Origin of the sequence: Phenylobacterium sp. J426, from assembly GCF_024699945.1 — a bacterium.
Classification (GTDB): Bacteria; Pseudomonadota; Alphaproteobacteria; order Caulobacterales; family Caulobacteraceae; genus Phenylobacterium.
In genome coordinates, this window is the sequence record NZ_JAJOMY010000001.1 from 3,467,482 (window position 1) to 3,491,520 (window position 24,039).

The 24,039-nt window shown below is 69.4% G+C and carries 21 protein-coding genes and 2 pseudogenes; 13 read left to right on the forward strand and 10 right to left on the reverse strand.

Annotated features, from left to right (window positions below):
* Positions 1–142 precede the first annotated feature (142 nt).
* From LRS10_RS18320 to LRS10_RS25285, 8 genes are all read left to right on the forward strand, one after another.
* Positions 143–1,165 (forward strand): acyl-CoA dehydrogenase family protein, encoded by a 1,023-nt coding sequence (locus LRS10_RS18320; RefSeq protein ID WP_257838498.1) that lies wholly within the window; start codon positions 143–145, stop codon positions 1,163–1,165.
* Between the two features lie 45 nt (positions 1,166–1,210).
* Entirely contained in the window at positions 1,211–2,830 is a 1,620-nt protein-coding gene (locus tag LRS10_RS18325; protein WP_257838499.1) for an acyl-CoA synthetase, read from the forward strand.
* Positions 2,827–3,615 (forward strand): crotonase/enoyl-CoA hydratase family protein, encoded by a 789-nt coding sequence (locus LRS10_RS18330; protein WP_257838500.1) that lies wholly within the window; start codon positions 2,827–2,829, stop codon positions 3,613–3,615. Before LRS10_RS18325 ends, LRS10_RS18330 begins: the two co-directional genes overlap by 4 nt.
* Positions 3,616–3,643: 28 nt before the next feature.
* The gene (locus tag LRS10_RS18335) at positions 3,644–5,206 is read left to right on the forward strand and encodes an acetyl-CoA acetyltransferase (RefSeq protein WP_257817775.1); all 1,563 of its coding nucleotides are present in this window, start codon (positions 3,644–3,646) and stop codon (positions 5,204–5,206) included.
* 99 nt (positions 5,207–5,305) lie between these two features.
* On the forward strand, positions 5,306–5,575 hold the full coding sequence (locus LRS10_RS18340) for an alpha/beta fold hydrolase (RefSeq protein WP_257838501.1): 270 nt from the start codon (positions 5,306–5,308) through the stop codon (positions 5,573–5,575).
* Between the two features lie 17 nt (positions 5,576–5,592).
* A complete protein-coding gene (locus LRS10_RS18345; RefSeq protein WP_257817773.1) occupies positions 5,593–6,090 on the forward strand; it encodes a hypothetical protein in 498 nt (165 codons plus the stop codon).
* Positions 6,091–6,233: 143 nt separating this feature from the next.
* Positions 6,234–7,037, forward strand: coding sequence for an alpha/beta fold hydrolase (locus LRS10_RS18350; protein WP_257838502.1), 804 nt, complete (start codon positions 6,234–6,236; stop codon positions 7,035–7,037).
* Between the two features lie 67 nt (positions 7,038–7,104).
* Entirely contained in the window at positions 7,105–7,899 is a 795-nt protein-coding gene (locus tag LRS10_RS25285) for a tetratricopeptide repeat protein (protein WP_374571025.1), read from the forward strand.
* Positions 7,900–7,901: 2 nt separating this feature from the next.
* Here LRS10_RS25285 and LRS10_RS18360 read toward each other — a convergent pair whose 3' ends face one another.
* The gene (locus LRS10_RS18360; protein WP_257838504.1) at positions 7,902–8,594 is read right to left on the reverse strand and encodes a hypothetical protein; all 693 of its coding nucleotides are present in this window, start codon (positions 8,592–8,594) and stop codon (positions 7,902–7,904) included.
* 95 nt (positions 8,595–8,689) lie between these two features.
* On the opposite strand from LRS10_RS18360, the gene LRS10_RS25290 reads away from it, so the two are divergent.
* The gene (locus LRS10_RS25290) at positions 8,690–9,187 is read left to right on the forward strand and encodes a methyltransferase domain-containing protein (RefSeq protein WP_374570409.1); all 498 of its coding nucleotides are present in this window, start codon (positions 8,690–8,692) and stop codon (positions 9,185–9,187) included.
* 127 nt (positions 9,188–9,314) lie between these two features.
* Here the strand turns inward: LRS10_RS25290 and guaA are convergent, their stop codons facing one another.
* From guaA to LRS10_RS18385, 4 genes and pseudogenes are all read right to left on the reverse strand, one after another.
* A complete protein-coding gene (guaA, locus tag LRS10_RS18370; protein WP_257838505.1) occupies positions 9,315–10,877 on the reverse strand; it encodes a glutamine-hydrolyzing GMP synthase in 1,563 nt (520 codons plus the stop codon).
* A gap of 184 nt (positions 10,878–11,061) precedes the next feature.
* Positions 11,062–12,165: pseudogene (locus tag LRS10_RS18375) on the reverse strand (RsmB/NOP family class I SAM-dependent RNA methyltransferase); the annotation flags it as partial.
* Complete coding sequence (gene guaB, locus LRS10_RS18380; protein ID WP_257838506.1) at positions 12,165–13,625, reverse strand: IMP dehydrogenase; 1,461 nt, start codon at positions 13,623–13,625, stop codon at positions 12,165–12,167. The gene guaB and the pseudogene LRS10_RS18375, both read right to left, overlap by 1 nt.
* A gap of 66 nt (positions 13,626–13,691) precedes the next feature.
* Positions 13,692–14,471 (reverse strand): class I SAM-dependent methyltransferase, encoded by a 780-nt coding sequence (locus LRS10_RS18385; protein ID WP_257838507.1) that lies wholly within the window; start codon positions 14,469–14,471, stop codon positions 13,692–13,694.
* Between the two features lie 54 nt (positions 14,472–14,525).
* On the opposite strand from LRS10_RS18385, the gene LRS10_RS18390 reads away from it, so the two are divergent.
* On the forward strand, positions 14,526–15,434 hold the full coding sequence (locus LRS10_RS18390) for a LysR family transcriptional regulator (RefSeq protein ID WP_257838508.1): 909 nt from the start codon (positions 14,526–14,528) through the stop codon (positions 15,432–15,434).
* Here LRS10_RS18390 and LRS10_RS18395 read toward each other — a convergent pair.
* Positions 15,421–16,125 carry an RlmE family RNA methyltransferase gene (locus tag LRS10_RS18395; protein ID WP_257838509.1) on the reverse strand — a complete coding sequence of 235 codons (705 nt, stop codon included), beginning with the start codon at positions 16,123–16,125 and terminating at the stop codon, positions 15,421–15,423. The two genes, LRS10_RS18390 and LRS10_RS18395, sit on opposite strands and share 14 nt — an antisense overlap.
* Positions 16,122–17,201, reverse strand: coding sequence for a Ppx/GppA phosphatase family protein (locus tag LRS10_RS18400; protein ID WP_257838510.1), 1,080 nt, complete (start codon positions 17,199–17,201; stop codon positions 16,122–16,124). The genes LRS10_RS18395 and LRS10_RS18400 overlap by 4 nt, the downstream gene beginning before the upstream one ends.
* Positions 17,202–17,392: 191 nt before the next feature.
* On the opposite strand from LRS10_RS18400, the gene hspQ reads away from it, so the two are divergent.
* Positions 17,393–17,722, forward strand: coding sequence for a heat shock protein HspQ (hspQ, locus tag LRS10_RS18405; RefSeq protein ID WP_257838511.1), 330 nt, complete (start codon positions 17,393–17,395; stop codon positions 17,720–17,722).
* Between the two features lie 83 nt (positions 17,723–17,805).
* Positions 17,806–18,678 carry a phenylalanine 4-monooxygenase gene (gene phhA / locus LRS10_RS18410; protein ID WP_257838512.1) on the forward strand — a complete coding sequence of 291 codons (873 nt, stop codon included), beginning with the start codon at positions 17,806–17,808 and terminating at the stop codon, positions 18,676–18,678.
* A 7-nt stretch (positions 18,679–18,685) separates the two neighbouring features.
* Here the strand turns inward: phhA and LRS10_RS18415 are convergent, their stop codons facing one another.
* The gene (locus tag LRS10_RS18415; protein ID WP_257838513.1) at positions 18,686–19,321 is read right to left on the reverse strand and encodes a translocation/assembly module TamB domain-containing protein; all 636 of its coding nucleotides are present in this window, start codon (positions 19,319–19,321) and stop codon (positions 18,686–18,688) included.
* A gap of 76 nt (positions 19,322–19,397) precedes the next feature.
* Positions 19,398–21,551: pseudogene (locus tag LRS10_RS24565) on the reverse strand (translocation/assembly module TamB domain-containing protein); the annotation flags it as partial.
* Here LRS10_RS24565 and LRS10_RS18425 point away from each other — a divergent pair.
* Positions 21,550–22,077, forward strand: a complete 528-nt coding sequence (locus tag LRS10_RS18425; protein WP_257838514.1) for a hypothetical protein — start codon at positions 21,550–21,552, stop codon at positions 22,075–22,077. The pseudogene LRS10_RS24565 and the gene LRS10_RS18425 overlap by 2 nt on opposite strands.
* A 767-nt stretch (positions 22,078–22,844) precedes the next feature.
* Here LRS10_RS18425 and LRS10_RS24570 read toward each other — a convergent pair.
* Positions 22,845–23,843 carry a BamA/TamA family outer membrane protein gene (locus tag LRS10_RS24570; RefSeq protein ID WP_308237981.1) on the reverse strand — a complete coding sequence of 333 codons (999 nt, stop codon included), beginning with the start codon at positions 23,841–23,843 and terminating at the stop codon, positions 22,845–22,847.
* Positions 23,844–24,039 lie beyond the last annotated feature (196 nt).

The following is a 24,039-nucleotide window of genomic DNA, read 5'->3' on the forward strand; positions in this document are numbered from 1 at the left end:
GAGGACAACCTGCGGGAGGAAGTCCGCGCGTGGCTGGCGGCCAACTGGACAGGCCCACTGCAAAGCGAGGCAGAGCGCCAGGCCTGGTTGGCCAAGGTCGTCCAGGCTCGCTGGGCCGTCCCCCCGATGGCCGGCCGAATGGATGGGCCGGAGCCTGAAGGACGCCCAGGCGCGCATCGTCGAGCAGGAGTTCGCCGCGGTCGGCGCGCCCGGCACGGGTCAGGACCGCACCAACCTATGGGCCAACACCCTGCTCGCGGGCGGAACTCAGGCTCTGAAGGAGAAGCTGATCGTCCCGCTGCTGCGCGGCCAAGTCGGCATGTGCCTGCTCTATTCCGAGCCGGGCGCGGGCTCGGACCTGGCGGGCGTCCGCACCCGCGCCGACCGCGTTGGCGACCACTTCGTGGTCAACGGCCAGAAGGTCTGGACCAGCTACGCCGCCACGGCCGACTACGGCATGCTGATCGCCCGCACGAACTGGGATGTGCCTAAGCACGGTGGGATCAGCTTTTTCTTCCTGCCCATGAAGCAGCTGGGGGTGGAGGTGCGGCCGCTCCGCCAGGTCACCGGGGAAAGCCAGTTCAACGAGGTGTTCATCACGGACGCCGTCTGTCCTGAGGAAAACCTGCTCGGCGAACTCGGCGAGGGCTGGGGCGTGCTGCAAACTGCCCTCGCCTACGAGCGTTCAGCGATGGGCGAAGCCGCGCGCGGCCCTCGCAGCGGCGTGCCCGAAGGCTCAGGCGAGCCGCTTATCGCGCTGGCGCGGGAGGCGGGCATGCTCGGTGATCCGCTGATCCGTCAGGAGATCGCCAGGGTGATCGGCCTCAAAAAACTCAACGCGCTCAACGCCTCCCGGGCGAAGGCGGACTTGAAGCAGGGCACATCCTCTCCGCTCATGAGTCTCGGGAAGCTGGCGATGAGCCGCATCCTCCACGAGGAGGCGCGTGTCCGGACGCTGATTCTCGGCGCCGGCAGCCTCCTGGAGGGGCCCGAGCACCCAAGGGCCGACGACGCCAACTTCCTGACGCTGAACGCCTACTTCACGTCCATCGGCGGCGGCACGGACCAGATCCAGCGCAACATCATCGGCGAGCGGGTCCTCGGCCTGCCGAAGGAGCCGGAGGTCGATCGGCATATTCCGTTCCGCGAGGTTCGCACGAGCTAGGGCCGCCAAGCCCCGGCGGTGACAAAGACACTGGGAGAAGAGAGCGTGGGTTGGAATTTCGGCGACATTCTCGAAGCCGTCGAGCCGGTTTTGCCGGTGGACGCACCAGCCTTCGTTCACGGCGAGCGAACCATCCCCTGGAGCGAGGCAAGCCGGCTCTCCAACAATCTGGCCCGCGCCCTGATCGCCCGCGGCGCGACTCCAGGCGACAAGATCGCCGTCTACATGCGCAACCGGCCGGAATACATGCTGACGGTCGCGGCGGGCTTCAAAGCGCGTCTGACCCACGTCAACGTCAACTACCGCTACACGCCCGACGAGGTCTGGTACATTTTCGACAACTCCGACGCCCAGACCGTGGTCTACGCGCCCGAGTTCCGCGAGGCGGTCGCCCAGATCCGCGAGCGCCTGCCCAAGGTGAAGACCTGGATCGAGGTCGCGACGAGCGGGCAGACCGCACCCTTCGCCGAAAGCTTCGACGCACTTGCCGGCGAAGGCGAAGGCTCGCCCCTGAACATCGAGCGCTCCGGGGACGATCTGTTCTTCATCTACACCGGCGGCACCACCGGCATGCCCAAGGGCGTGATGTGGCCGCACCACGACCTGCGCGAAATCACCCTCGGCGCCGCTCGCAAGATGGGCCCCGTGCCCGAGACGCTGGAAGCGCTCGCCGAGCACACCCGCAAGGTAGGCCCCGGCGGGCGGGCGCTGATTGCTCCGCCTCTGATGCACGGCACGGGCCTGCTTACCGCCATGGGCGCGCACCTGTCCGGCGGCTGCGTAATCACCCTGACGGGCGAGAGCTTCGATGCGGTCGAGACGCTGGAGGCCATCGACCGCCAGCGCCCACAATCGCTGACCATCGTCGGCGACAGCTTCGCCCGCCCTCTCCTGAACGCCCTCAACGCCAACCCAGGCCGCTGGGACGTCTCCAGCCTGGCGACCGTGGTCTCGTCGGGAGTGATGTGGAGCCTCGAGGTCAAGCGCGGCCTATTAGAGCACATGCCACAGGCGACGCTCAGCGACGCCTTCTCCTCGTCCGAGGCGCTCGGCATGGGCAGCTCGATCATGACCAAAGCCGGCGAGGTGCAGACCGCCAAGTTCATGATCAGCGAGCGCTGCCGCGTGTTCGACGAGAATGACCAGCCGGTGACGCCAGGATCGGGCGTACGTGGACTCGTGGCGCTCGGGCCGCCCAACCCGGTCGGCTACTACAAGGACGAGGAGAAGACGGCGCGCACATTCCGGGTGATCGACGGCGTCCGCTATTCCATGCCCGGCGACTGGTGCATCGTCGAGCCCGATGGCGCGCTTACTCTGCTGGGCCGCGGCAACGCCTGCATCAACACGGCTGGCGAAAAGGTCTTCCCGGAGGAGGTCGAGGAGGTCCTGAAGACCCATCCCAGCATCGAGGACGCCCTGGTGGTGGGCTTGCCTGATGAAAAGTGGGGTCAGGCGGTCACCGCTGTCGTCGACCTCGCCCCTGGCCAGGCGCTGGACGAGGCCGCCCTGAAGGCGCACGTGCGAAGGTCGCTGGCAGGCTACAAGACGCCAAAGCGAATTTTCGTCGCCGACCGATCCCTCCGCGTCAGCAACGGCAAGGCCGACTACGGAGCGGCCAAGGTCTGCGCCGAAGCCGGAGCCCGCGAGGCGGTGAGCGCATGAGCGAAGCCGTCCTCGTCGAGCGTCGTGAAAAGGTGATGATCGTCACCCTCAACCGGCCCGAGGCCCGTAACGCCGTAAACCGCGCAGTCACCGTCGGGGTAGGTGAGGCGCTGGAGGAGGCCCGCCGCAACCCGGAGATCTGGGCGGTGATCATCACGGGCGCCGGGGATCAGTCCTTCTGCGCCGGCGCCGACCTCAAGGCCCTGGCCAACCGAGAGCCGTTCGCCGTGGGCGAGCGCGAGCGGGCCTGGGGCTTCGCCGGCTATGTAGAGCACCACATCTCCAAGCCGACCATCGCGGCGGTGAACGGGACCGCGCTCGGCGGAGGCACCGAGCTGACCCTGGCTAGCGATCTGGCCGTCGCCTCGGAGACCGCCACCTTTGGTCTGCCAGAGGTCAAGCGCGGCATCCTCGCGGCCGCCGGCGGCGCCTTCCGCCTGGGCCAGCAGCTGCCGCGCAAGATCGCCATGGAGATGATGCTGACCGGCGAGCCGATCTCGGCCCCACGGGCGCTGGAGCTCGGCCTGGTCAACGCCGTCGTGCCGCAGGCGCAAGTGATGGACGCAGCCCTGAAGATGGCGGCGCGGATCACCGCCAACGCGCCGCTGGCGGTGCAGGCCTCGAAGCGGATCGCGCTCGGAATCCAGCACGGCGAGATCGCCTCCGAGGCGGCCGCCTGGGCGCAGACCCGCGCCGAGATCGGGACCGTGATGCGCTCCGAAGACGGTCGCGAGGGCCCGCGCGCTTTCGCCGAGAAGCGCGCGCCGGTTTGGCAGGGCCGCTGAGAATTCAGTTCGAGGTGAGGGACGCAAGATGAGGGACGACGCCGCGCGCATTCCGGTGATCGTGGGGGTGGGCCAGCTCAACGACCGGCCAACGGACCCGCGGCAGGGCCTGGACCCCATCGGCCTGATGGAGGCGGCTCTGCGCGAGGCCGACCGCGACGCCGGGACCGGGTGGATCGCCCGGCTGGACTCCCTGGCCGTTGTCGACCAGCTGTCTTTCCGCGAGCTTGGCGACGTCTCGAGCCCACTCGCGGCCAAGCTCGGGGCGAAGCCGAGGCTCTGCTACAAGAGCTCCTACCCCGGCGGCGACACGCCCATTCTAATGCTCAATGAGGCGGCACGCCGGATCGCCGAAGGCGAGATCCAGGTCGCCGCCGTGGCCGGCGGCGAGGCGCTGCGCACCGCCGCCCAGCTGGCCGCTCTCAGGACCGGAGATGATCCCTCTGCCCACAATCCGCTACGCCAGGCGACCAGCGGCGCCGGCCAGCCCTCCCTGCGCCAGCGTTACGGTCTGACGGCGCCGGTGGACGTCTATCCACTCTACGAGAACGCCGGCCGCGCCGCCTACGGCCAGACCTTCGCGGAAGCCCAGGCCGAGAGCGGCGCGATCTGGTCGCGGTTCTCCGAGGTCGCCGCGGAGAATCCCGGCGCCTGGATCCGCAAGCCGACAACGCCGGAGGCGATCGTGACCCCCTCCGCGGAGAACCGGCCCATCGCCTTCCCCTACAACAAGCTGATGGTCGCCAACTCCTCGGTGAACCAGGGCGCCGGCTTCATCGTCGCCAGCCTGGCCGCCGCCCGCCAAGCGGGCATTCCGGAGGACCGGCTAGTGTACGTCGGCGCAGGCGCAGCAGCCCACGAACCGGGGGATTACCTGAAGCGCGACCGCTACGATCGGTCGGTCAGCATGGCCGTCTCGCTCAGCCGGGCGCTGGACCTGAACGGCGTCACCCCCTCGGACCTGGACCTGGTCGAGCTCTACAGCTGCTTCCCGTGCGTGCCGAAGATGGCGAGGCGGGTGATCGGCTGGCCGGTGGAGAAGCCGGCCACCGTCGTCGGCGGCCTGACCTTCGGCGGCGGGCCGATCGGCAACTACATGAGCCACGCCGTCGTCAGCATGGTGCTGAAGCTGCGTGAGAGGGGCGGCAACGGCCTCCTCTTCGCCAACGGCGGGTACGCGACGAACAATCACACTATCGTCTTGGGGAGAGAGCCCTTCCCGCTCGACGTCGTCCGCCGGGACTTCGACTTTCAAGCGGAGGCCGACGCCGCCCGCGGATCGGTCCCCGAGCTCGACGAGACTTACGCCGGTCCCGGGATCATCGAGACCTACACCGTTCTCTATGAACGCGACGGCCGGCCCAAGTTCGGCGTCGTCGTCGGGCGGGGGCCGGAGGAACAGCGGTTCTTGGCGAAGGTCCCGCCCTCGGACGAGGCGGGCATCGCCTTCCTCACAGACGGCAAGTTCGAGCCGGTGGGATCCCAGGGCGATGCGGCTCTCGAGCCGGACGGCGACTGCATCTGGAGCATCAGAGGCGCGGCGACTGGGCTTGGCGCTCCGCCCGCGGCCGCGTCGGGAACCCAAGCATGAACGCTCGCCCCCCGGATCCCAGTCAACGACTGATCGACCTCCCCGGCCGGGGCGGGGCCATGGGCCCTCGATTTTGGCGACCCGAACCGTCCGGTCGACGTGGTCTTCTCCCACGCCAATGGATTCAACGCCCGCACGTATCGCACCATCCTTGCGCCACTGGCGCTCCGCCACCGGGTTTTGGCGCTGGATTTGCGTGGGCACGGCCGCAGCACGCTTGCGACGCATGCGGAGGGGCGCTCGACTTGGACCGACATCGCCGAGGATCTGCTCGCACTTACGGAGGCCATCGACGCCCGCAACATCGTGCTTTCGGGGCATTCGATGGGGGGGGACGGCCAGCCTCCTGGCCACCCACATGGCGTCTGAGCAGAATCCGGGCTCTCGTGCTCTTCGAACCCGTCATCCTGTCCCGCGAAGCCGCCGAGCTGGCCCGCAAGGGCCCCGTCAACTCGCCGCTTGCGGACGGCGCGCGCCGACGACGAGCGACATTCGCCTCCCGGCAAGAGGCGCTCGAGGCCTACCGCGGACGGGGAGCGTTCAAGTCGCTCAACGAGGCACAGCTGGAGGATTACGTGGCCGACGCCTTCCGCGACCGGCCGGCTGGTGGTGTTGAGCTCGCCTGTTCGCCGGAATGGGAGGTGAGCAACTTCGTCTCCCACGGGCATGACGCCTGGTCGGCCCTGCTCGCTCCGGGGCCTCCGGTGCGCATCCTGCGGGCCGAGCACGGATCGACCTGCGCGTCACTCGCGGCGGCTGACACAGAGCTGAGCGCGGCCGGCAGAATTTCGATGGACCAGGTGAATGGCGCCACTCACCTGCTTCCCATGGAACATCCCGAGCTTGTTCGGTTCGAGCTCGAACGGGCTGTCGAGACCAGGTGAGCGGCGACAAGCCGCCGACCACTGAAGGGAGGCGCCGACCAGTATCGGCGCAGGGGAGATTCGATCTATGGAAACAACCACCGTCCTGAAGCCAAGACGCTTCGACTTCGAGCTCGGAGCGGGGGGTCACCCTCGCAGCTGATGTGTTCGGCGCGGATCGGCTCGGCGTGGTCATTCTTGCGCACGGCGGAGGCCAGACCCGCCATTCGTGGGCCGGCGCTGCGCAGAAGCTCGCGGCAGAGGGCTGGGAAGTCATCGCGCTCGATCTCCGCGGTCACGGCGACAGCAGTTGGGCGCCAGGTGGCGACTACGGCATCGAACGGTTCGCCGCCGATCTTGTCGAGGTGGCGAGGCGTCAAAGGAGGGGAGCCCACCTGGTCGGAGCCTCGCTCGGAGGACTTGCCGGACTGGTGGCCGAGACGCAGGTCGCCCCCGGCGTCTTCCGCTCCCTGACGCTGGTCGACATCGTGCCCCGCATGGAGCCCACCGGCGTGGCCAGGATCATGGGGTTCATGGCCGCCAACTTGGAGCAGGGATTCGAGAGCCTCGAGGCCGCGGCTGAGGCCATCGCCGCCTATGTTCCACACAGGCCGCGCCCTACCGACCTTTCCGGTCTGCGCAAGAACCTGCGCCTCGGCGATGACGGCCGATATCGATGGCACTGGGACCCGAGCTTCGCCAGCGGGGTTCGGCGTGATCGGACAGAGGACGGAATGGCTGCGCTCGAGGAGCGTGCCGCTCGGATCCAGATTCCGGTGCATCTCATCCGGGGCAGGTTGAGCGAGCTGGTGTCCAGCGAGGCTGCCAGAGCGTTTATCGAGCGCATTCCCGGAGGCGTTCTCACCGACGTGGCCGGCGCTGCGCATATGATCGCGGGGGATCGTAACGACCGCTTCACCGACGCTGTGCTGAGCTTTCTCAGCAGCGTGGCGGAGCTCGCCGAGTGAGCCATAGCTCAATGGCGCCGAACGGACACGGGCGCCGCCAGCGCGCCCCCGGACAATCGAGGAAGCGCTGCATCAGGCTTCCGCGGCGCTGCTGGAGGGGCGCTTCGAACCGGCCGAACGCCTGGCGGCCGCGGTCGTCCGATCGGCGCCGGGAAACGGGACCGCCGTCCGCCTGCTCGCCCACGCGCTTCTGCTGCAAGGGCGCTACGCTGACGCCATTCCCGCCCTGCAACGCGCGACCCGGCGCAATCCTGACCCGGAGCTCGAGGCGCTGCTGGCGCGGGCGTTCAACGGCGTCGGCCGGGAGGATGAAGCGCTGACCCAACTGCAGCGCGCCGTCACCCGACGCCCTCCGTTCCCGCTGGCGTTCCTGCAACTGGGTGAGATGCTTGGCGAACGAGGTCGCTTCACCGAGGCGATCGCGGCTTTCGAGGCCGGGCTTGCCGCGATGCCCGGCGAGCCGAGCCTCAGGGTGGGTCTAGCCTACCTCCACCTCAGACGTCAGGACCACGCTGGGGCACGTGCGATCCTCGAAGATCTGCTGGCCGAAACGCCAGACCGACACGACGTCCACCTCGCTCTTGCCCGAACCCTCGCGCTCGAAGGCGACCAAGCCGCCGCGAGCGATCTCTACGAGCGGGCCCTGACCATTGGGCCCGACGATCCCCTCACCCGCCTCGCCTTGGCCAAAAGCCTGCTCGAACAAGGCAGGCGCGCGGCAGGCGAGGCTCATCTCCGTGCGGTCGTTCGAGCCGCGCCCCAGCTGTTGGGCGCTGCGATCACGACTCTATCCAGCGCGCCGCACGGGCGACTCTTCCTGAACGCCAGCACGGCAGCGGCCTTCTTGACGAGCAGGGGCTGATCTCAGGCCCGGAAGCGGCGGCGATAGACCCCGCGCGCGCGCCGAATTGCATCGAGGGTGGCTTGAGCATCGTGGCTTTGCGCCTCGTCCAACGTCGCCATTTCCACATCCCAGCTCTCTCGTTTGACCGGAATGCAGTGCGCGATCGGCGTCCCCTTGGGCAGAACGCCCTTGAACTTCGGGTCACGCCAAAGGGCGGGAAAATGAGTCCCCAGGTTCGAAAAGCGATCGCAGTCCACCAACCCGGTGAGCGTCACGAACGGGAGATCGTGGCGGTTCAGCGGGTGGGTGAACAGCACGGAGTAGCCGGCCGGGACTTCGATGGCCCAGGGGTTGTGGAACTTCACGATGAACTGGTCTTGTTCCGCAAAGGGGGCCCCGGAGATCTGGGCAGGGTCGTGGAACAACATCGGCGAGCGCGGGAACTCGACGCTCCGGCCCGCGGGAAGCTCCATATCCCAGGTGAACTCTCCGTCCTCCACCCGCACGTCACACATCAGTGGCATCAGGAACCCCGTGGTCATCGCATCGAGGAGCGGGGGACATCGCTTCGCCGTGTCTTCGTTCCTTCCGAGAAGGGCGCTGAACGCCTCGGCCGGCATCGACTTCAACCAACCGGGAAGACCCTCCGCGGCCGGCACGGGCAACGGGAGCAGATCCTTGAGCTCGCTTGGGCACCGGAAGATCAACCGCACGCACTCAAGTCCTTGCATCTGGGCGCGCCAAGCGCGCGGCGATATCAGCCCAACCCAGTCTGCCCCGCGACGGCGCCTCTCTCAAGGTTTGGATGATGAATGATCCGGGGCTGCGTCGTTGGGACGGACGCTACGGCCAGCAGGGCTACCTGTTCGTGGAGCAGTCCAACGCCTTTCTCGCGCGCCAAAGGCATCGGCTGGCGTCCCGCGTCCGCGCTCTGGCGGTGGCGGACGGAGAGGGTCGGAATGGCGTGTGGCTGGCGGAGCAAGGTCTTGAGGTGGTCTTTATCGACGGATGGCGCGCTGCGCAGGAGAAGGCGCGACGGCTCGCCGAGCGTCGCGGTGTCGAGATCACCTGCAAACTTGCCGACCTGACCAGGTGGACTTGGCCGGGCGCGGCGTGCGACGTCGTCGCCGGGATCTTCATCCAGTTCGCCGGCCGAGCTGCGCAGTCGGATGTTCAAGGGCATGGAGCGAGCGCTGCGGCCGGGTGGGCTGCTCCTGCTGAGGGTTACCGGGGCGGAGCAGCTCGCCTACGGCACGGCCGGCCCTTCTGCCGTCGAGAACCTATTCACAGAGGGGATGCTCCGTGAGGCCTTCGCGGGCATGCAGAAGTTTTTTGCAGGCGAGAGTCCTAGTCGGAGCACGATTCATAATACGAAGCGCATCATCAACGAGGTTTCATATCTACCTGTTTTTGTTACTATCTTGAAGCCTCGCTCACTCCCACTCGATGGTGCCCGGCGGCTTTGACGTCACGTCGTAGACGACACGGTTCACACCCCGCACCTCGTTGATGATCCGGGTGGCGCAGCGACCCAGGACCTCCCAGGGGAACTCGAAGAAATCGGCGGTCATCCCATCCGTCGAGGTGACCGCCCGAAGAGCAAGGACGCTCTCGTAGGTGCGGGCGTCGCCCATGACGCCGACCGTCTTCACCGGCAAGAGCACGGCGAAGGCCTGCCAGATGCTGTCGTAGAGCCCCGCCTTGCGGATTTCCTCGAGGTAGATGGCGTCGGCCTGTTGGAGGACGGCGACCTTCTCGCGGGTGATCTCGCCCGGAATGCGGATCGCCAGGCCTGGCCCCGGGAACGGATGGCGACCGACGAACTGCGGCGGCAGGCCAAGCTCGACGCCGAGGGCGCGCACCTCGTCCTTGAACAGCTCGCGCAGCGGCTCGACCAGCTTCAGCTTCATGTAGTCCGGCAGGCCGCCCACGTTGTGGTGGCTCTTGATGACCACGGACGGGCCGCCGCTCGCTGAGACGCTCTCGATCACGTCGGGATAGAGCGTGCCCTGGGCCAGGAACTCGGCGCCTTCGATCTTGGCGCTCTCCTTGTCGAACACGTCGATGAACAGCCTGCCGATGGTCTTGCGCTTGGTCTCCGGGTCGGTGACGCCCGCCAGCTCGCCGAGGAAAAGATCAGACGCATCAACGTGCACGAGCGGGATGTTGTAGTGGTCCCGGAACATGGTGACGACCTGGGTCGCCTCGTCCTTGCGGAGCAGGCCCGTGTCGACGAACACGCAGGTCAGCTGGTCGCCGATCGCCTCGTGGATCAGCACCGCGGCGACCGAGCTGTCGACGCCGCCCGACAGGCCGCAGATCACTTTGGCGTCGCCAACCTGGGCGCGGATCTTGGCGACCTGCTCCTGGCGGTAGGACGCCATGGTCCAGTCGCCCTTCAGCCCGGCGATGCGGTGGGTGAAGTTGCGCAGGATCAGCGCGCCGCGCGGCGTGTGGGCGACCTCCGGGTGGAACTGGATGCCGTAGAAGCGCCGGCCCTCGTCGGCGATGACGGCGTAAGGGCTGCCTTCGGACGTGGCGACCACCTCGAAGCCCTGCGGGATCGCGGTGATCTTGTCGCCATGGCTCATCCAGACAGTTTCGGAATGGCCGAGGTCGCCCAGGCCCTCGAGCAGCGGCGAGCCGCTCTGGATGTGGATCTCCGCGCGGCCGAACTCGCGGTCGTGGCCGCCCTCCACCGCCCCGCCCAACTGGGCGCACATGGTCATCTCGCCGTAGCAGATGCCCAGGACGGGGACGCCCATCTCGAACACCTTCTGCGGCGCGCGGGGACTCGCCTCGACGTGCACGCTGGCCGGTCCGCCCGAGAGGATGATCGCCTTGGGACCGAAGGCCTCCAGCATCGCGTCGTCCACCTTGTCGTACGGGTGGATCTCGCAATAGACGCCGCTCTCGCGCAGGCGCCGCGCGATCAGCTGCGTCACCTGGCTGCCGAAGTCGACGATCAGGACCTTTTCGTGAGCGGGCGTGGTCATGGGGCTCCGTTAGCGGGTCTTCTCCAGCACCGCGACGTAGAAGCCGTCGGTGGCGGAGGTGTGGGGGGGTCAGGCGCAGGTCGCCATCGGACGTCAGATGGGGCGTGAGCTTCGGGTCTTCGGTCGCGGGCCTGCGCGCAAAGCCCGGATGGCGCGCAAGGAAGGCGGCGACGCGATCCTCGTCCTCCTCCGGGAGCACCGAACAGGTGACGTAGACGATCCGACCGCCCGGCTTCACGAAGGCGGCCCCGTCGTCCAGCACCTGGTCCTGGTCGGCCTGGCGCTTGGCGAGCGCCTCGGGCGTCAGCCGCCACTTGGTGTCCGGATGGCGTCGCCAGGAGCCCGTCCCGGTGCAAGGGGCGTCGATGAAGACGACGTCCATCTTGCCTTCCAGTCCCTTCAGAGGTTCCGGGTTCACTGGCGAGCGGACCTGCAGGTTGCGAGCGCCGGCGCGGTCGCCGCGGCGGATGGTGTCGGTGAGGCGCCGGGCGTCGCTGTCGTAGGCGTAGATCTGTCCGGTGTTGCCCATGGCCGCCGCCAGCGCCAGCGTCTTGCCGCCGCCGCCGGCGCAGAGGTCCAGCACCTGCTTGCCCTTCACCTCCCCAGCGGCCGCTGCAGCGATCTGGCTGCCGAGGTCCTGCACCTCGAACCAGCCCTTGGAGAACTGCGGGATCGCCTCCACCGCGCCGCTGCGGGCGCTTGGGTCGGGCGCGGCGATGCGCACGGCGTTGGCCAGCACGCCCGTCGGCTGGGCATCCACCGAGGCCAGGGCCTTCAGGCCGCGCTCGGGGTCGGTCTTCAGCGTGTTGATGCGCAGGTCGACCGGCGCGCGTTCCGCCAGCGCCTCGCCCTCCTCCGCCCGAGCGTCGCCGAACACGCGCTCAAGGCTGGGCTCCAGCCAGTCCGGGTAGTCGCCCCGGACCGCGGCGGGCGCCTCAGCCAGGTCGCGGGGTCTTTCCAAGGCTGCCCGTTCCGCCTCGGTCAGGGGCCCCGGGCCATGCGGCTCTTCGGCCGCGGCGTCGGCGATGCGGTCCAGCGGCCAGTCCCAAAGGAAGCGCAGCGCGCCGAGGGCGGCTGCGCGCGGCCCCTCTTCGCCCATCCGCCAGGCCAGCGAGCGCTTTCGGCGCAGAACGTCCAGCACCAAGCCCGAAACGAACGCGCGGTCCTTGGCCCCGGCGAACCGGGAGGCGTCGCCCCAGGCCTTCAGGGCCAGGCGGGCCGGACGGTGGCGACCTTCGATCTCGCCCAGGATCTCGATGGCCGCCGAGAGTCGCCCGCCGTCGCGCATCAGACCGCGCTGGGGTAGTTCGGGGCCTCGCGGGTGATCATCACGTCGTGGACGTGGCTTTCGCGCAGGCCGGCGTTGGTGATGCGGATGAACCGCGCCCGCTGCCGGAATTCCTCCAGCGTGCCGCCGCCCACGTAGCCCATCGCGGCCCGGAGGCCGCCGATCATCTGGTGCAGGATCGGGGCGATCGGACCCTTGTACGGCACCTGGCCCTCGATGCCTTCCGGTACGAGCTTCAGGGCGTCTTTCACGTCTTTCTGGAAGTAGCGGTCCGCCGAGCCCTGGCCCATGGCGCCCAGCGAGCCCATGCCTCGGTAGGCCTTGTACGAGCGGCCCTGGTACAGGAACACCTCGCCCGGCGCCTCGTCGACGCCGGCGAACACCGAGCCCATCATGGCCACCGACGCGCCCATGGCGAGCGCCTTGGCGAGGTCGCCCGAGTACTTGATGCCGCCGTCTGCGACGACCGGCACGTCCGTGCCTTCCGCCGCGCGCACCGCGTCTGCGATGGCGGTGAGCTGGGGCACGCCCACGCCGGCCACGATCCGCGTGGTGCAGATGGAGCCCGGGCCGATGCCCACCTTGATGGCGTCCGCACCCGCATCGATCAGCGCGCGCGCGGCGTCGTAGGTGGCGATGTTGCCGGCGACGACCTGGACGCGGTTGCTCTCGCGCTTCACGCGCTGCACGGCCTTGGCCACCTCGGCGTTGTGGCCGTGGGCGGTATCGATGACGACCACGTCGACGCCCGCGTCGACGAGCGCCATCGAGCGCTCGTAGCCCGCGTCGCCCACCGTCGAGGCGGCGGCGACCAGCAGACGGCCCTGCGCATCCTTGGCGGCGTGCGGGTGGGCTTCGGACTTCTCCATGTCCTTCACGGTGATGAGGCCGACCGCGTGATAGTCGTCGTCCACCACGATCAGCCGCTCGATCTTGTGCCGGCGCAGCAGGTCGCGCGCCTCGGCCTGGCTGACGCCTTCCTTCACCGTGACCAGGTTCTCCTTGGTCATCAGCACATGGGCCGGCGTGTCGTCGCGTCCCTCGAAACGCATGTCACGGTTCGTCAGGATGCCGACGAGCTTGCCGCCGGAGTCCACCACCGGGAAGCCGCTGATCTTCCGCCTGGCCTTGATCTGGCGGATCTCACCCAGCGTCGTCTCGGGCCCGATCGTCAGCGGATTGATGACCATGCCGCTTTCGTAGCGCTTCACCTCGCGCACCTGGTCGGCCTGTTCCTCGACCGTCAGGTTCCGGTGGAGCACCCCGATGCCGCCCGACTGCGCCATGGCGATGGCCAGGCGGCTTTCGGTGACCGTGTCCATGGCGGCGGACACGAGCGGAATGTTCAGCTTGATCTCTCGCGTGAACCGGGTGGAGACATCCACCTGCGTGGGCATCACATCGGATGCGCCGGGTTCGAGCAAAACATCGTCGAAGGTGAGCCCTTCGCGAATCTCCATGGAGACACCTCGTTTTGCGGCGCGGGTATACGCGGCGCGGCGTGCAGGAAGCAAGGGCCGTGACCCTCAGTCGCGGGCGAAAACCAGGTAGTCTCCGGTCGTGGGCCTGGGCTCGAGCGTCCCCGCAGATAATGCGGCGTCCAGGGCGGCGAAACCCTCGGTCAGCTCGTCTTCGCTCATATGCTCGAAGACCGAGACGGCGCGCAGCTTCAGCTTCTCCACCGCATTGGCGAGGTCGTTCTCCAGCGGAATGGTCGGCGTTTCCCAGCCGATGGTCCGGAAGCCGCGATCCTCGAAATAGAGCCTGGCCTCGGCGACGCTTGGAAACATTGCTTCCTCGATCTGCTGGCTGCGCGGGAAGTAGCTGCGCCACCAGTGGTTCGGGATGCGCTCCCTGAAGGTGCTGCGCAGGATCGCCCGGCCGCCCGGCTTCAGCACCCGGTGGATCTCGCGCACCGCCGCCTCGCGGTCCGGATAGTGATGAAACGAGAGGAACATCAGGACGAAGTCGGCGGCGCCGTCCGGCAACGGGATGCCGGCGGCGTGCCCCGCCAGGTAGCGAACGGCGGGATGCGCCGACTTCACCTCGGCGGTCTCGCGCATCCGTGCAGCGGGCTCCACGCCGTAGACCGGACCGCCGAACGCGTCGGCCAGCGCCGGGGTGAAGCGCCCCGTGCCGGACCCGAGGTCGATGCCGACCAGGGGCCGCTCCGGCGGCAGGTAGGCCGCGAAGGCGTCCATGTACCAGGCGATGGCGCGGGGCTGGAGCGCGCGGGCTTTGGCGTAGCCGGCGTGCTGGGCCTGATCGTAGTCGACCGGCTTGAGGGCGGTGCTCTGTCCTTGCATGGCGAGTGGATGCCCAGATTGCATTGCGGCGTAAATTGAAATAGCCGCACCGCCATGTTCCAAAAACTCACAAGCGGACCTGCGCCCAGCCTGAACGCGCTGCGGGCGTTCGAGGCCGTGGCGCGCACCGGCAAGGTGACGCTCGCCGCCGAGGAGCTGAGCGTCACGCCCTCGGCCGTCAGCCGACAGGTGAAGGCCCTGGAGGCGGTGTTGGGCGTGCGTCTGCTGTCGGGGCCGAAGCACCGGCTGGAACTGACGACCGCCGGCCGCGAGCTGGCGCCGCAGCTCACCGACGCCTTCGGCCGCATCCACGCCGCCGTCCGCGGACTGCGCCAGGAGGGCGAGGACCTCCATGTGGCGGTGAACGCCAGCATCTCGGTGAAGTGGCTGATCCCCCGTCTCCCTGGCTTCCAGGCGCGGCATCCCGACATCCGCCTGCACCTGACGGAACTGGCGCCGCACGCCACCTCGCACCGCGACGCCCATGCGGTGGTGCGGATCGTCCCTGCGAGCCGCCTGTCCGACCCCAACTGCGCCGCCTTCATGCGCAACGCCCTGGGCGCGGTGATGTCGCCGGCGTGCGCCGCGCGCGCCGAGGGCGACCTCCTGAAGGCCCCTCGCCTCGCCGCCGCCACTCATCCCGAGGCCTGGCCGGTGTTCGCCGAGTTGGCCGGGCTGGAACTGCCCAACGTGGCGGAGCGGCCGTTCGCCCACGTGCACTTCGTGATGGACGCGGCGCTCGCCGGCCTGGGCGCGGCGGTGCTGTCCTGGCCGCTGTGCGTGGACGAGGTGCGATCTGGGCGGCTGGTCGCGCCCGCGGGCTTCCACCGCTCGGCCAGCGCGTTCGCCCTGCTCACCCAGCCCGGCGCCGACAGCCGGGCGCTGCGGCGGTTCCGGGACTGGCTGGTGGAAGAAGGCGCCCGGACGCCCGAGCCGCCATCAGCCCAAGTCAGCGTCCCTTGAAGCCCGTCGCGACGAGGAAGACCTCGGAGCTGTCCTGACGACTGGCCTTGGGCTTCACGTTGCGGACGTCGGTGAAGTGCTGCTTGAGGCCTGCGATCAACTGGTCGGTACCGCCGCCCTGGAAGGCCTTGGCGACGAACGCGCCCCCGGGCTTCAGCACCTCGAGCGCGAAGTCGATCGCCGCTTCGATGAGGCCGACGATCCGCAGGTGATCGGTCTCTCGATGGCCGATGGTGTTCGGCGCCATGTCCGACATCACCACGTCCGGCGGTCCGCCGAGCAGCTCGATCAGCTTCGGGCCGCACTCGGGATCCGTGAAATCCATCTGCAGGATGTGAGCGGGGGGCAGCGGCTCCACGGGCAGCAGGTCGACGCCCACGATATTCGTGACACCCTTCTGTATCGCGTACTGGGTCCAGCCGCCGGGGGCGAGGCCCAGGTCGACGACCCGCACGCCCTTCCTGAACAGGTGGAAGCGGTCGTCGATCTCGCTGATCTTGAACGCCGCCCGACTGCGGTAGCCGAGCGCCCGCGCCTTGGCGGCGAACGGATCGTTCACCTGACGCTCGAGCCAGGCCTGCTGTGATGGGGTGCGCTGCTTGGCTGTCTTCAGGCGCGCGGGCTTGCCGCGGCCGCCTTCCTGGCCGCCGGTCGGCAGCTTCACCATGCGCTTGCGGGGCGGTTCGGTCATGAGGCGCTCCGGCCGTTGCGGCCGCGGCGGCGTTTGCGCCGGCGGCGCGGCCCACGGTCGGACATTAGGGATAGGAGGATGCCCTCGCGCAGACCGCGATCGGCGACGCGGACGCGCGAGCAAGGCCAGTGTTCCTGCACGGCCTGCAGGATGGCCGCGCCCGCCAGCACGAGGTCTGCGCGATCGGGCCCGATGCAGGGCTGGTCCGCGCGCTCGCGCGCGTTCAGCGCCAGCAGGCGGCCCGCCGCAGCGTCGCACTGGTCGCGCGTCATCCAGATGCCGTCGACCCGGCTCCGGTCATAGCGCGGCAGTTCCAGGTGCAGGCCGGCCAGGCTGGTGATGGCGCCGGACGTCCCCACCAGGTGGGCACGGTCCGCCTCGAAGATCGGCCGCATCGGCTCCGCGCGGGTGAAGGCGACCAGTTCGGCCTTCACCGTCTCGACCATGGTGCGGAACCAGGCGTCCGTAGCCGCCTCGCCCTCAGGAAACCGCTCGGCCAAGGTAACGACGCCGATCGGGATGGACAGCCAGGCGCGGACCGGCGGCATGCCGGCGGGCGGCGCCTCGCGCAGGTCGACCCACGAGAGCTCGGTGGAGCCGCCGCCGACATCGACGACCAGCGCCGCGTCCTGCGTCCGGTCCAGCAGGTTCAGACATCCGGTGACCGAGAGCCTCGCTTCCTCCTGCGGGCTGATGACCTGCAGGCGCACGCCGGTCTCGCTGGCGACGCGCTCGACGAAGGCCGGGCCGTTGCCGGCGATCCGGCATGCCTGCGTGGCGATGGCGCGGAAGCGCACGACACGGCGACGGCGAACCTTCTCCGCGCTGACCTTCAGGGCCGCCAGCGCGCGCTCCATGGCCGCCTCCGAAAGCCGGCCGCTCTGGGTGAGGCCTTCGCCTAGCCGCACGATCCGGGAATAGGCTTCCACCACCCGGAAGCCGGAGGGGGCCGGCGTCGCGATCAGCAGGCGACAGTTGTTCGTCCCGAGATCCAGCGCCGCGTAGCAGGCCTCGCCGACAGCCTTGTCGCGGTCACGCTCTCGATCCCGTCCCCGACCCGGGCCACGTTCGGCCATCGCGGGGCGCGGCGCGCGGCGCCTCTTCCATGGGCCACATCCGTCCCTACGCAGACCACCCGGCGGGCGGCCTCATTTCGCCGCGACTGTAGCAAAGGCGCCGCTGGCCCCGGAAGCACCGGCCTTTGAACGCGGGGTCTGGAGAGGTACGTTCACCTTCCAGTCAGCAGATGGGGTCTAGATTCGACGGCATGAGCACGCGCTTCGCCAAATTTACGATCGGCCAGGTCGTCCGGCACCGCGTCTACCCGTTCCGCGGCGTGATCTTCGATGTGGACCCGGAGTTCAGCAACACCGAGGAATACTGGCTGTCGATCCCGGAGCACATCCGGCCCCACAAGGACCAGCCGTTCTACCACCTGCTCGCCGAGAACGACGAGAGCGCCTACGTGGCCTACGTTTCGGAGCAGAACCTCGTCGCCGACGACACGGGCCAGCCGGTAGGCCACCCGCAGGCCTCGCTGCTGTTCGAGTCCTTCCGCGAAGGGCAGTACACGCTGCGCCCGCGGATCAGCCACTGAGGCGAAACGTTTTGCCGCCGATCTTAGCTTGGGCGGCCTAATCAGAACGGAACTTCCGCGCAAACGGGGCCATTCTCGTCGCCATGAGCGCCGACGGCTTTGGAAGCGGCCCGCCGCCCGGCGCGCGGGCCGATTGGACCATCGACCAGAACTGGGAGGCATACTCCCAGGCCGAGCATGATGTCTGGATCACGCTCTACGAGCGCCAGGCCAGGCTGCTGCCCGGCCGGGCCGCTGACCCGTTCCTCAAGGGACTCGAGGCCCTCGACCTGCATCGCGCCGGCATCCCCGACTTCGCGCGCATCAACGAGGAACTGAGACGGCTGACCGGGTGGACGGTGGTGGCGGTGCCGGGCCTCGTGCCCGACGATGTGTTCTTCGACCACCTGGCCAACCGGCGGTTTCCCGCGGGCCAGTTCATCCGCAAGCCGGACGAGCTGGATTACCTGCAGGAGCCGGACATCTTCCACGACGTCTACGGCCACGTGCCGATGCTCACCGACCCCACCTTCGCCGACTATATGCAGGCGTATGGCGAAGGCGGCCGCCGCGCCCTCGGCCTTGGCCGGTTGCACAACCTCGCCCGTCTCTATTGGTACACCGTGGAGTTCGGCCTGCTGGAAACCCAGCAGGGCCTCAGGATCTATGGGGCGGGCATCGTTTCGAGCTTCGCGGAGTCCGTGTTCGCCCTCGACGATCCGTCACCTAATCGCCTCGGCTTCGACCTGGAGCGGGTGATGCGCACGCCCTATCGCATCGACGACTTCCAGCAGGTGTATTTCGTGATCCCGTCGCTGCAGAGCCTGCTCGACGCGACGCTTCAGGATTTCGGCCCGATCTACAGCCGGATGGCGGCGGCGACCGACATTCCGATCGAGGCCGTGCTGCCGCAGGACCGCGTGTTCACCCGCGGCACCCAGGCCTACGCGCAGAAGGGCGGCCGCAACGCCGCCTAGCCGCGGCTCAGTAGTCCCGCCGCCAGCGAACCGCCAGGCGGTTGTCGCCCTGCCCTGTAATCCGCGAGATGATCGCCAGATTGCGGCGGATGCGCCATTCCACCTGGGCTGCGCCGCCTTCCCGTCCACCGCCGGTCAGTTCCAGGTACACGTCGTCCGTCAGGTATTTGCCGCCGGACACCGTCACGCCCGCTTCGTCGCCGCCGCCGAAGGCCAGCCGGTCCAGGCCGGCGAAGGTGCGCAGGTTGCCGATCACGTCCAGTCCGCCCCCGCCCGTCAGCGACGAGAGCGCCGAGGCGAGTTGGGCTGCTTCCACGGGCGAAAGTTGAGATGCGGATCGGCCGAACAGCACCTGTGACAGCACCTCGTCGTTCGGCAGGGTCGGCGAAGATGCGAGCGTCACCTGCGGCTCGGCCGCGGTGCCGCGGATGCGCACCGTGACGCGCAGGGTGGGATCATCACGCACCGCGTCGAGTTGCAGGCGGATGCCCTGTGGACGGGTCGCCAGGTAAACCACGCTGTCGTCGTCGAACTCGAAGCGCTTGCCCGCGAACTCGTAATCGCCACGCACGACGCGCGCCACGCCCGACAGGTCGGGACTCGTGGTGGTGCCGCCGACGTGGGCGTCGAGTGAAAGCTCCACGTCCAGGCCACGCCCCCCTCAGGAACACGCGGCGCGGCGCCTTGAGGTTCACATCCAGCAGCCACCCCTGGCCGCGCGAGCGCGGGGGCGGCAAGCCGGTGTTGAGCTGGTCCGGACGATTCACCTCCTTCACCTCGAGCGCCACGACGCCCGACGGCGTCGGCAGGTCTGCAGCGATGTCGGCGCGATCGATGGTGAGGTCGCCCGACAGGCGCACCTTCCCGTCCGCCGCCCGCGCGATGGTCGCCTGGCCGGTCGCCGCAGCAGTGGCGACCTCGTTGTCGATCAGACGGAAGTCGCGCAGGTCGAGCCGGAAGCTGGAGACGCCATTGCGCGCCAGGCTGATGCGGCCCTGGCCCGAGACCCGGCCGCCCTCGCCGTCGACGCCCGAGGCTTGCGTCACGTCCACGCTGTTGCGGGTGAAGTTGGCCGCCAGGGTCACGTCGCGGAGCGAGAGGCCGGTGGCGCCGTCGTCGAACCGCCCCCGTGCGACGCTGATCTCCCCCACCGCGTTGGGGTCGGCCAGCGTTCCGCCCAGTGTTCCTTGCGTGCGGACGAAGCCGGCGAGAGCTCGCTCGCCGCCGAAAAGCAGGTCCCAGAGCGGGCGCACCTCGCCCTCGGCCGAGAAGCGTCCACGCATCGGCCGCTGGCGCGCGATCGCGATACGGAACGGGGCCGCGGAGGCCTCCGCCGGCAGCATGAGATCGGCGTCCGCGCGCAGCCCCTGCTCGTTGCGCGTCTCAGCCTGGAGGGTCAGGGCATTCCCCGCCAGCTTGCCGCGGACCACTCCATCCATGCCCTGAATTTCAGGCGCGCCGCGGCCCCGCGCGTCGGCCAACCGGGCCTCGAAGCCGCCGGACAGGCTCTCTCCGCTGCCGGAAAGGTTGAGCGTGGCGTCGATCCGGCCGGCGAGGTCCGGGTCGAACATCTCGAGCGTCACACCGGCGACGCGGGCCTGCACCGCGGCGGCGTCGCCCCGCAGAGCGCCGTCGAGATCGATGCGTCCGCCATCGGAGCTCGCGAGGCGAAGCCGCGCCCCGCGCTCGCCGCCGCCGAAGCGGAACACCGCCGTCTCGAGCGTGCGGAGGTCGCGGCGGCCCAATCGGCCCAGCCCGTCGAAACCCAGGGTGTAACCAGGTCGCGTCTCGGCGAGCGTGCCTCGTCCGTCGATCCGCCACGCCCCGCGTCGTGAGCCGCCTTCCGCCAGCACCGTGTAGGGCAGCCGCGACAACGGACCGTCCGCGGTCAGGCGGCCGCTGCGGATCGCCAGCGCCGTTCCGGCGGGCCGGGCGTTCTCCGCCCGCAGATCGAGCGTGGCCCGGGCTCCGCCCGCATCGACGATCCGGACGTCCCCGGAGACGCGGCCCGCGTCGAGGAAGGCGCCCTGGGTGACCAGGACGTCAAGGTCGGCGGCCGACGGACTGCGACGCCGCAGCGACAGGGCGCCGGTCGCCTTCACGCCGCCCGCATCGATGGCGATCTCCGTAAGATCCACTCCGCCCTCGGGGAAACGGAACGCGGACTTGGCCTGCGCCGGGCCATAGCCGCTGTCGGCCGCCAGCGCCACGAGGCCCGTCGAGCCGTCCGTGCGACGCAGGAAGGAGAGCGTGAGCCTGGCGTTCTTGAGCGGCAGGCGCGGTACGTCGATCGCGTCGATGTCCGCGATCAGGTCCAGCCGCGGCTCCGCGAGCACACCGGTCACCGCCCCTGTGCCTTTGGCCCGGCCAGAGATCTCCACCGGCCCGGCGCGGAACGGGCCCTGCGCCGACCAGTCCGCCTTGAAGGCGAGGCTGCGGTCTCGACGCAGCGCGCCTGTCAGTGTGGCGTCGAGCGCCGCCCCATCGAGGGTGGCGCGGGCGATGGAGAGCGCGCCCTGATCCCAGTTCGCCTGACCCTGCAGCCGCGGCTGCGGCCCCAGCAGCCGGTCCAGCTCTTCCATGCCCGTCGCCAACCGGCGCCCCCGCGCGTCGAGGCTCACGGTCCAGGGCCGCTGGGCGCCCCCCTGGGACGCCTGGAAGTTCAGCTCGGCTCCGCCAGCCGCTCCGGGGCGGGCCGCGGCGAGATTGGAGACTTCCGCCCGCCCCTTGAAGGTCAACGTCCCCAGCAGGCTGCGGCCGCCGCTCGCTTCGACCTTGAGACCTTGTCCGGTGACGTCGAGCTCCCGCAGCAGCAGTCGCCCGTCGGCGAGGCGCGCACCGTCCAGCGCGGCTACGGGCGCACCTCCGAGCATGGCTGCGACGAATCCCCTGCCCGCGCCCGCCAACGCCCGCCAACCTCGCCTTCACCGAAAGCGCGCCCTTGTCGCGGGCCACCTGCAGCGGACCGCCGATCCGCGCCAGTCCATACCCCCCGAGGGCCACGTCGGACACCGCGCCGTCGCCCGCGAAGCGCCAGGCGTCCAGCGCGCCGGTCAGGACGCCGGTGACCCGCGCCGCTCCGGCTTCGGGCCCGCCGGCAAGCCGCTGTACATCCCTGGTTTGGGCGTCGACGCGGACGCCCTGGGGTCCGAGCCTCCGCTCCCCGAGATTACCCCGGCCGGAGAGCACGACGGTCAGGTTGTCGGCGTAGATGCGCCCCTCCAACGCATGGAAGTCCGCGTCGGCGCGCCGGCCGGCCAGACCGAACCGCAGTTCGGGGCCAAAGCGGGCCATGTAGGGGCTGGTGAGGCTGGAAGCGTTCAGCAAGATCCGCCCGCCGGCGACTCCGCCATCGGGCCGCCAGGCGCCGCGGGCCAGCACCGGCGTCACCTCGCCTGAGCGAGCCACCGCCTCGAAGCGGCCTTCGGAGGCCTTGCCCGAGGCCCGGACGGTGAGTTCGAACGGCTGGTTCGCCGGCAGGCCCAGTGAGCCGGCCAGCGCGCCGCCCTGCGCCTCGACGGCGTCCGCGCTGAGGCGCAACGGCGCGAGAGGACCGAATGCGAAATCCACATCGAGCCGGTCGCCGGGATGCAGCACGCTGGTCGCCGCCACCTTGCCGCTGCGGCCGCCCGCGCGCGCGATGTCGAGATTGGCCGAGAGGTCGTAGACGCCGCGCTGATAGCTGAAGGCTTCCTCGAAGATCACTCGCGCCTTCAAGGCGTCGATGTGGAACGAGACCGGCAGGCCCCTATCCTTGCCCTTGGGACCCAGCGCGGGTCGTCGGACGAGCCGCACGCTCTCGGCCTCGATCAGGTCAGCGTCGAAGCGCCGCCTGAGAAGTTCGAGGTAACGCCATTGAACGTGAACGTTCTCCGCCTCTAGCCAGACACCCTGCTCGTCGCGGATGGTGAGGCGACGCACACGAACGTCGCGCCAGATGTCGCCCGTCAGCCCTTCGAGCTTGAGCTGGCCGATCCGACCGAGCTTCAGGCCGTCCGTGCGGGCCTCGATCAGCAGCCGCGCCTGCGGCGTCAGCACGCCCCAGCGCCCAGTTGCGAACAGCAGCGCGAAGACGGCGAGGACCGCCAGCGCGATGGCTGTGATCGCCTTCGGGACGGCCGAGCGCTTGACGACGGCCGGCGCCTCTTCGATGTCGGACGGCTCGCTCAAAAGCTCTGCCCGATGCTGATGTAGACCTGGATCGGCGACTGACCGCGGCGCCGGGCAACCGGGGTGGCGATGTCGACGCGGATCGGTGCGAAGCCGAGGTTGTAGCGGACGCCGAGGCCTGCGCCGACCGCCAGTTCATCGAAGTCCACCGCGCCTTCCGAACCCACCGAACCGGCGTCGACGAAGAGCGCGAAGCCCCACTTGGTTGTCAGCTCGCGCCGGAACTCCGCCGAGGCCTCGAACAACGAGGTGCCGCCGCGCGGCGTGCCGTCGTCGAGGCGGGGGCCTACGCCCTGGTAGGAGAAGCCGCGGACCGAACCCCCGCCACCGGCGTAGAAGCGTCGTGACGCCGGCACCTCCGGGATCGTGCCATTGATGATGCGCCCCACTCGCAACCGGCCCGCCGCCACGGTTCGGGCGTCACGATCCAAAGGCAGATAGGCCGTGCCCTGAACCTGGAGACGCAGGTACGGCAGGTTCTCCTCGCCCAGGATGACGGTCGGCTCGGCGCGGGCCGAAAGCCTCCAGCCACGGCGTGGATCAAGCGGGTCGTTCGAACGGTCGAGCAGGACGTCGCCGAGGATGGCCGCCGTCACCAGGTCCCGGCCGAGACTAGAGAGATCCTCCTCGTCGGTCTCCTGGTTCCGGCTCGCGTCGAGGCTGGCGCCGAGGGTGACGTAGGAGGTCTTGCCGTAGCGCCGGGTGACGTCGCCGCGGACGCCAAAGCCGGTCTCATCGAAAGCGTCGGTCGTGATGTCGTAGGCGGCCGCTCCCAGGCGCAGCGTCTGCTGGGCGCGGCGCCAGTGCGGCAGGGTAAGCTCCGGCTCGATGCGACTGTCCTTGTCGGAGAGGCGGCCCAGGACGGAGAGGGTGTCAGCCCGACCCAGGACATTGTAGCGCGTCCAGCGGGCCTCGACGCCGGCCCCGTCGGTGGTCGAATAGCTCGCGCCGGCCTCGATGCTGTGTCGCTTGCGCTCCGCAAGGCTGACGACCACCGGCCGCAAGCCCTCCGACGTGGCCTTGGCCGGGGGGCGAGCGCCACGGTGACGCTCTCGTAGACCCCGGTGTCTAGGAGCCGGCGCTCAAGTTCGGCCACGTCGTCGGGATCGTACGTGTCCCCGGAATTCCAGGGCGCCAGGCTGCGGACCCAGGCGGCGCGCGTGCGCCCGTCCGTGGTGATCTCCAGCCCGT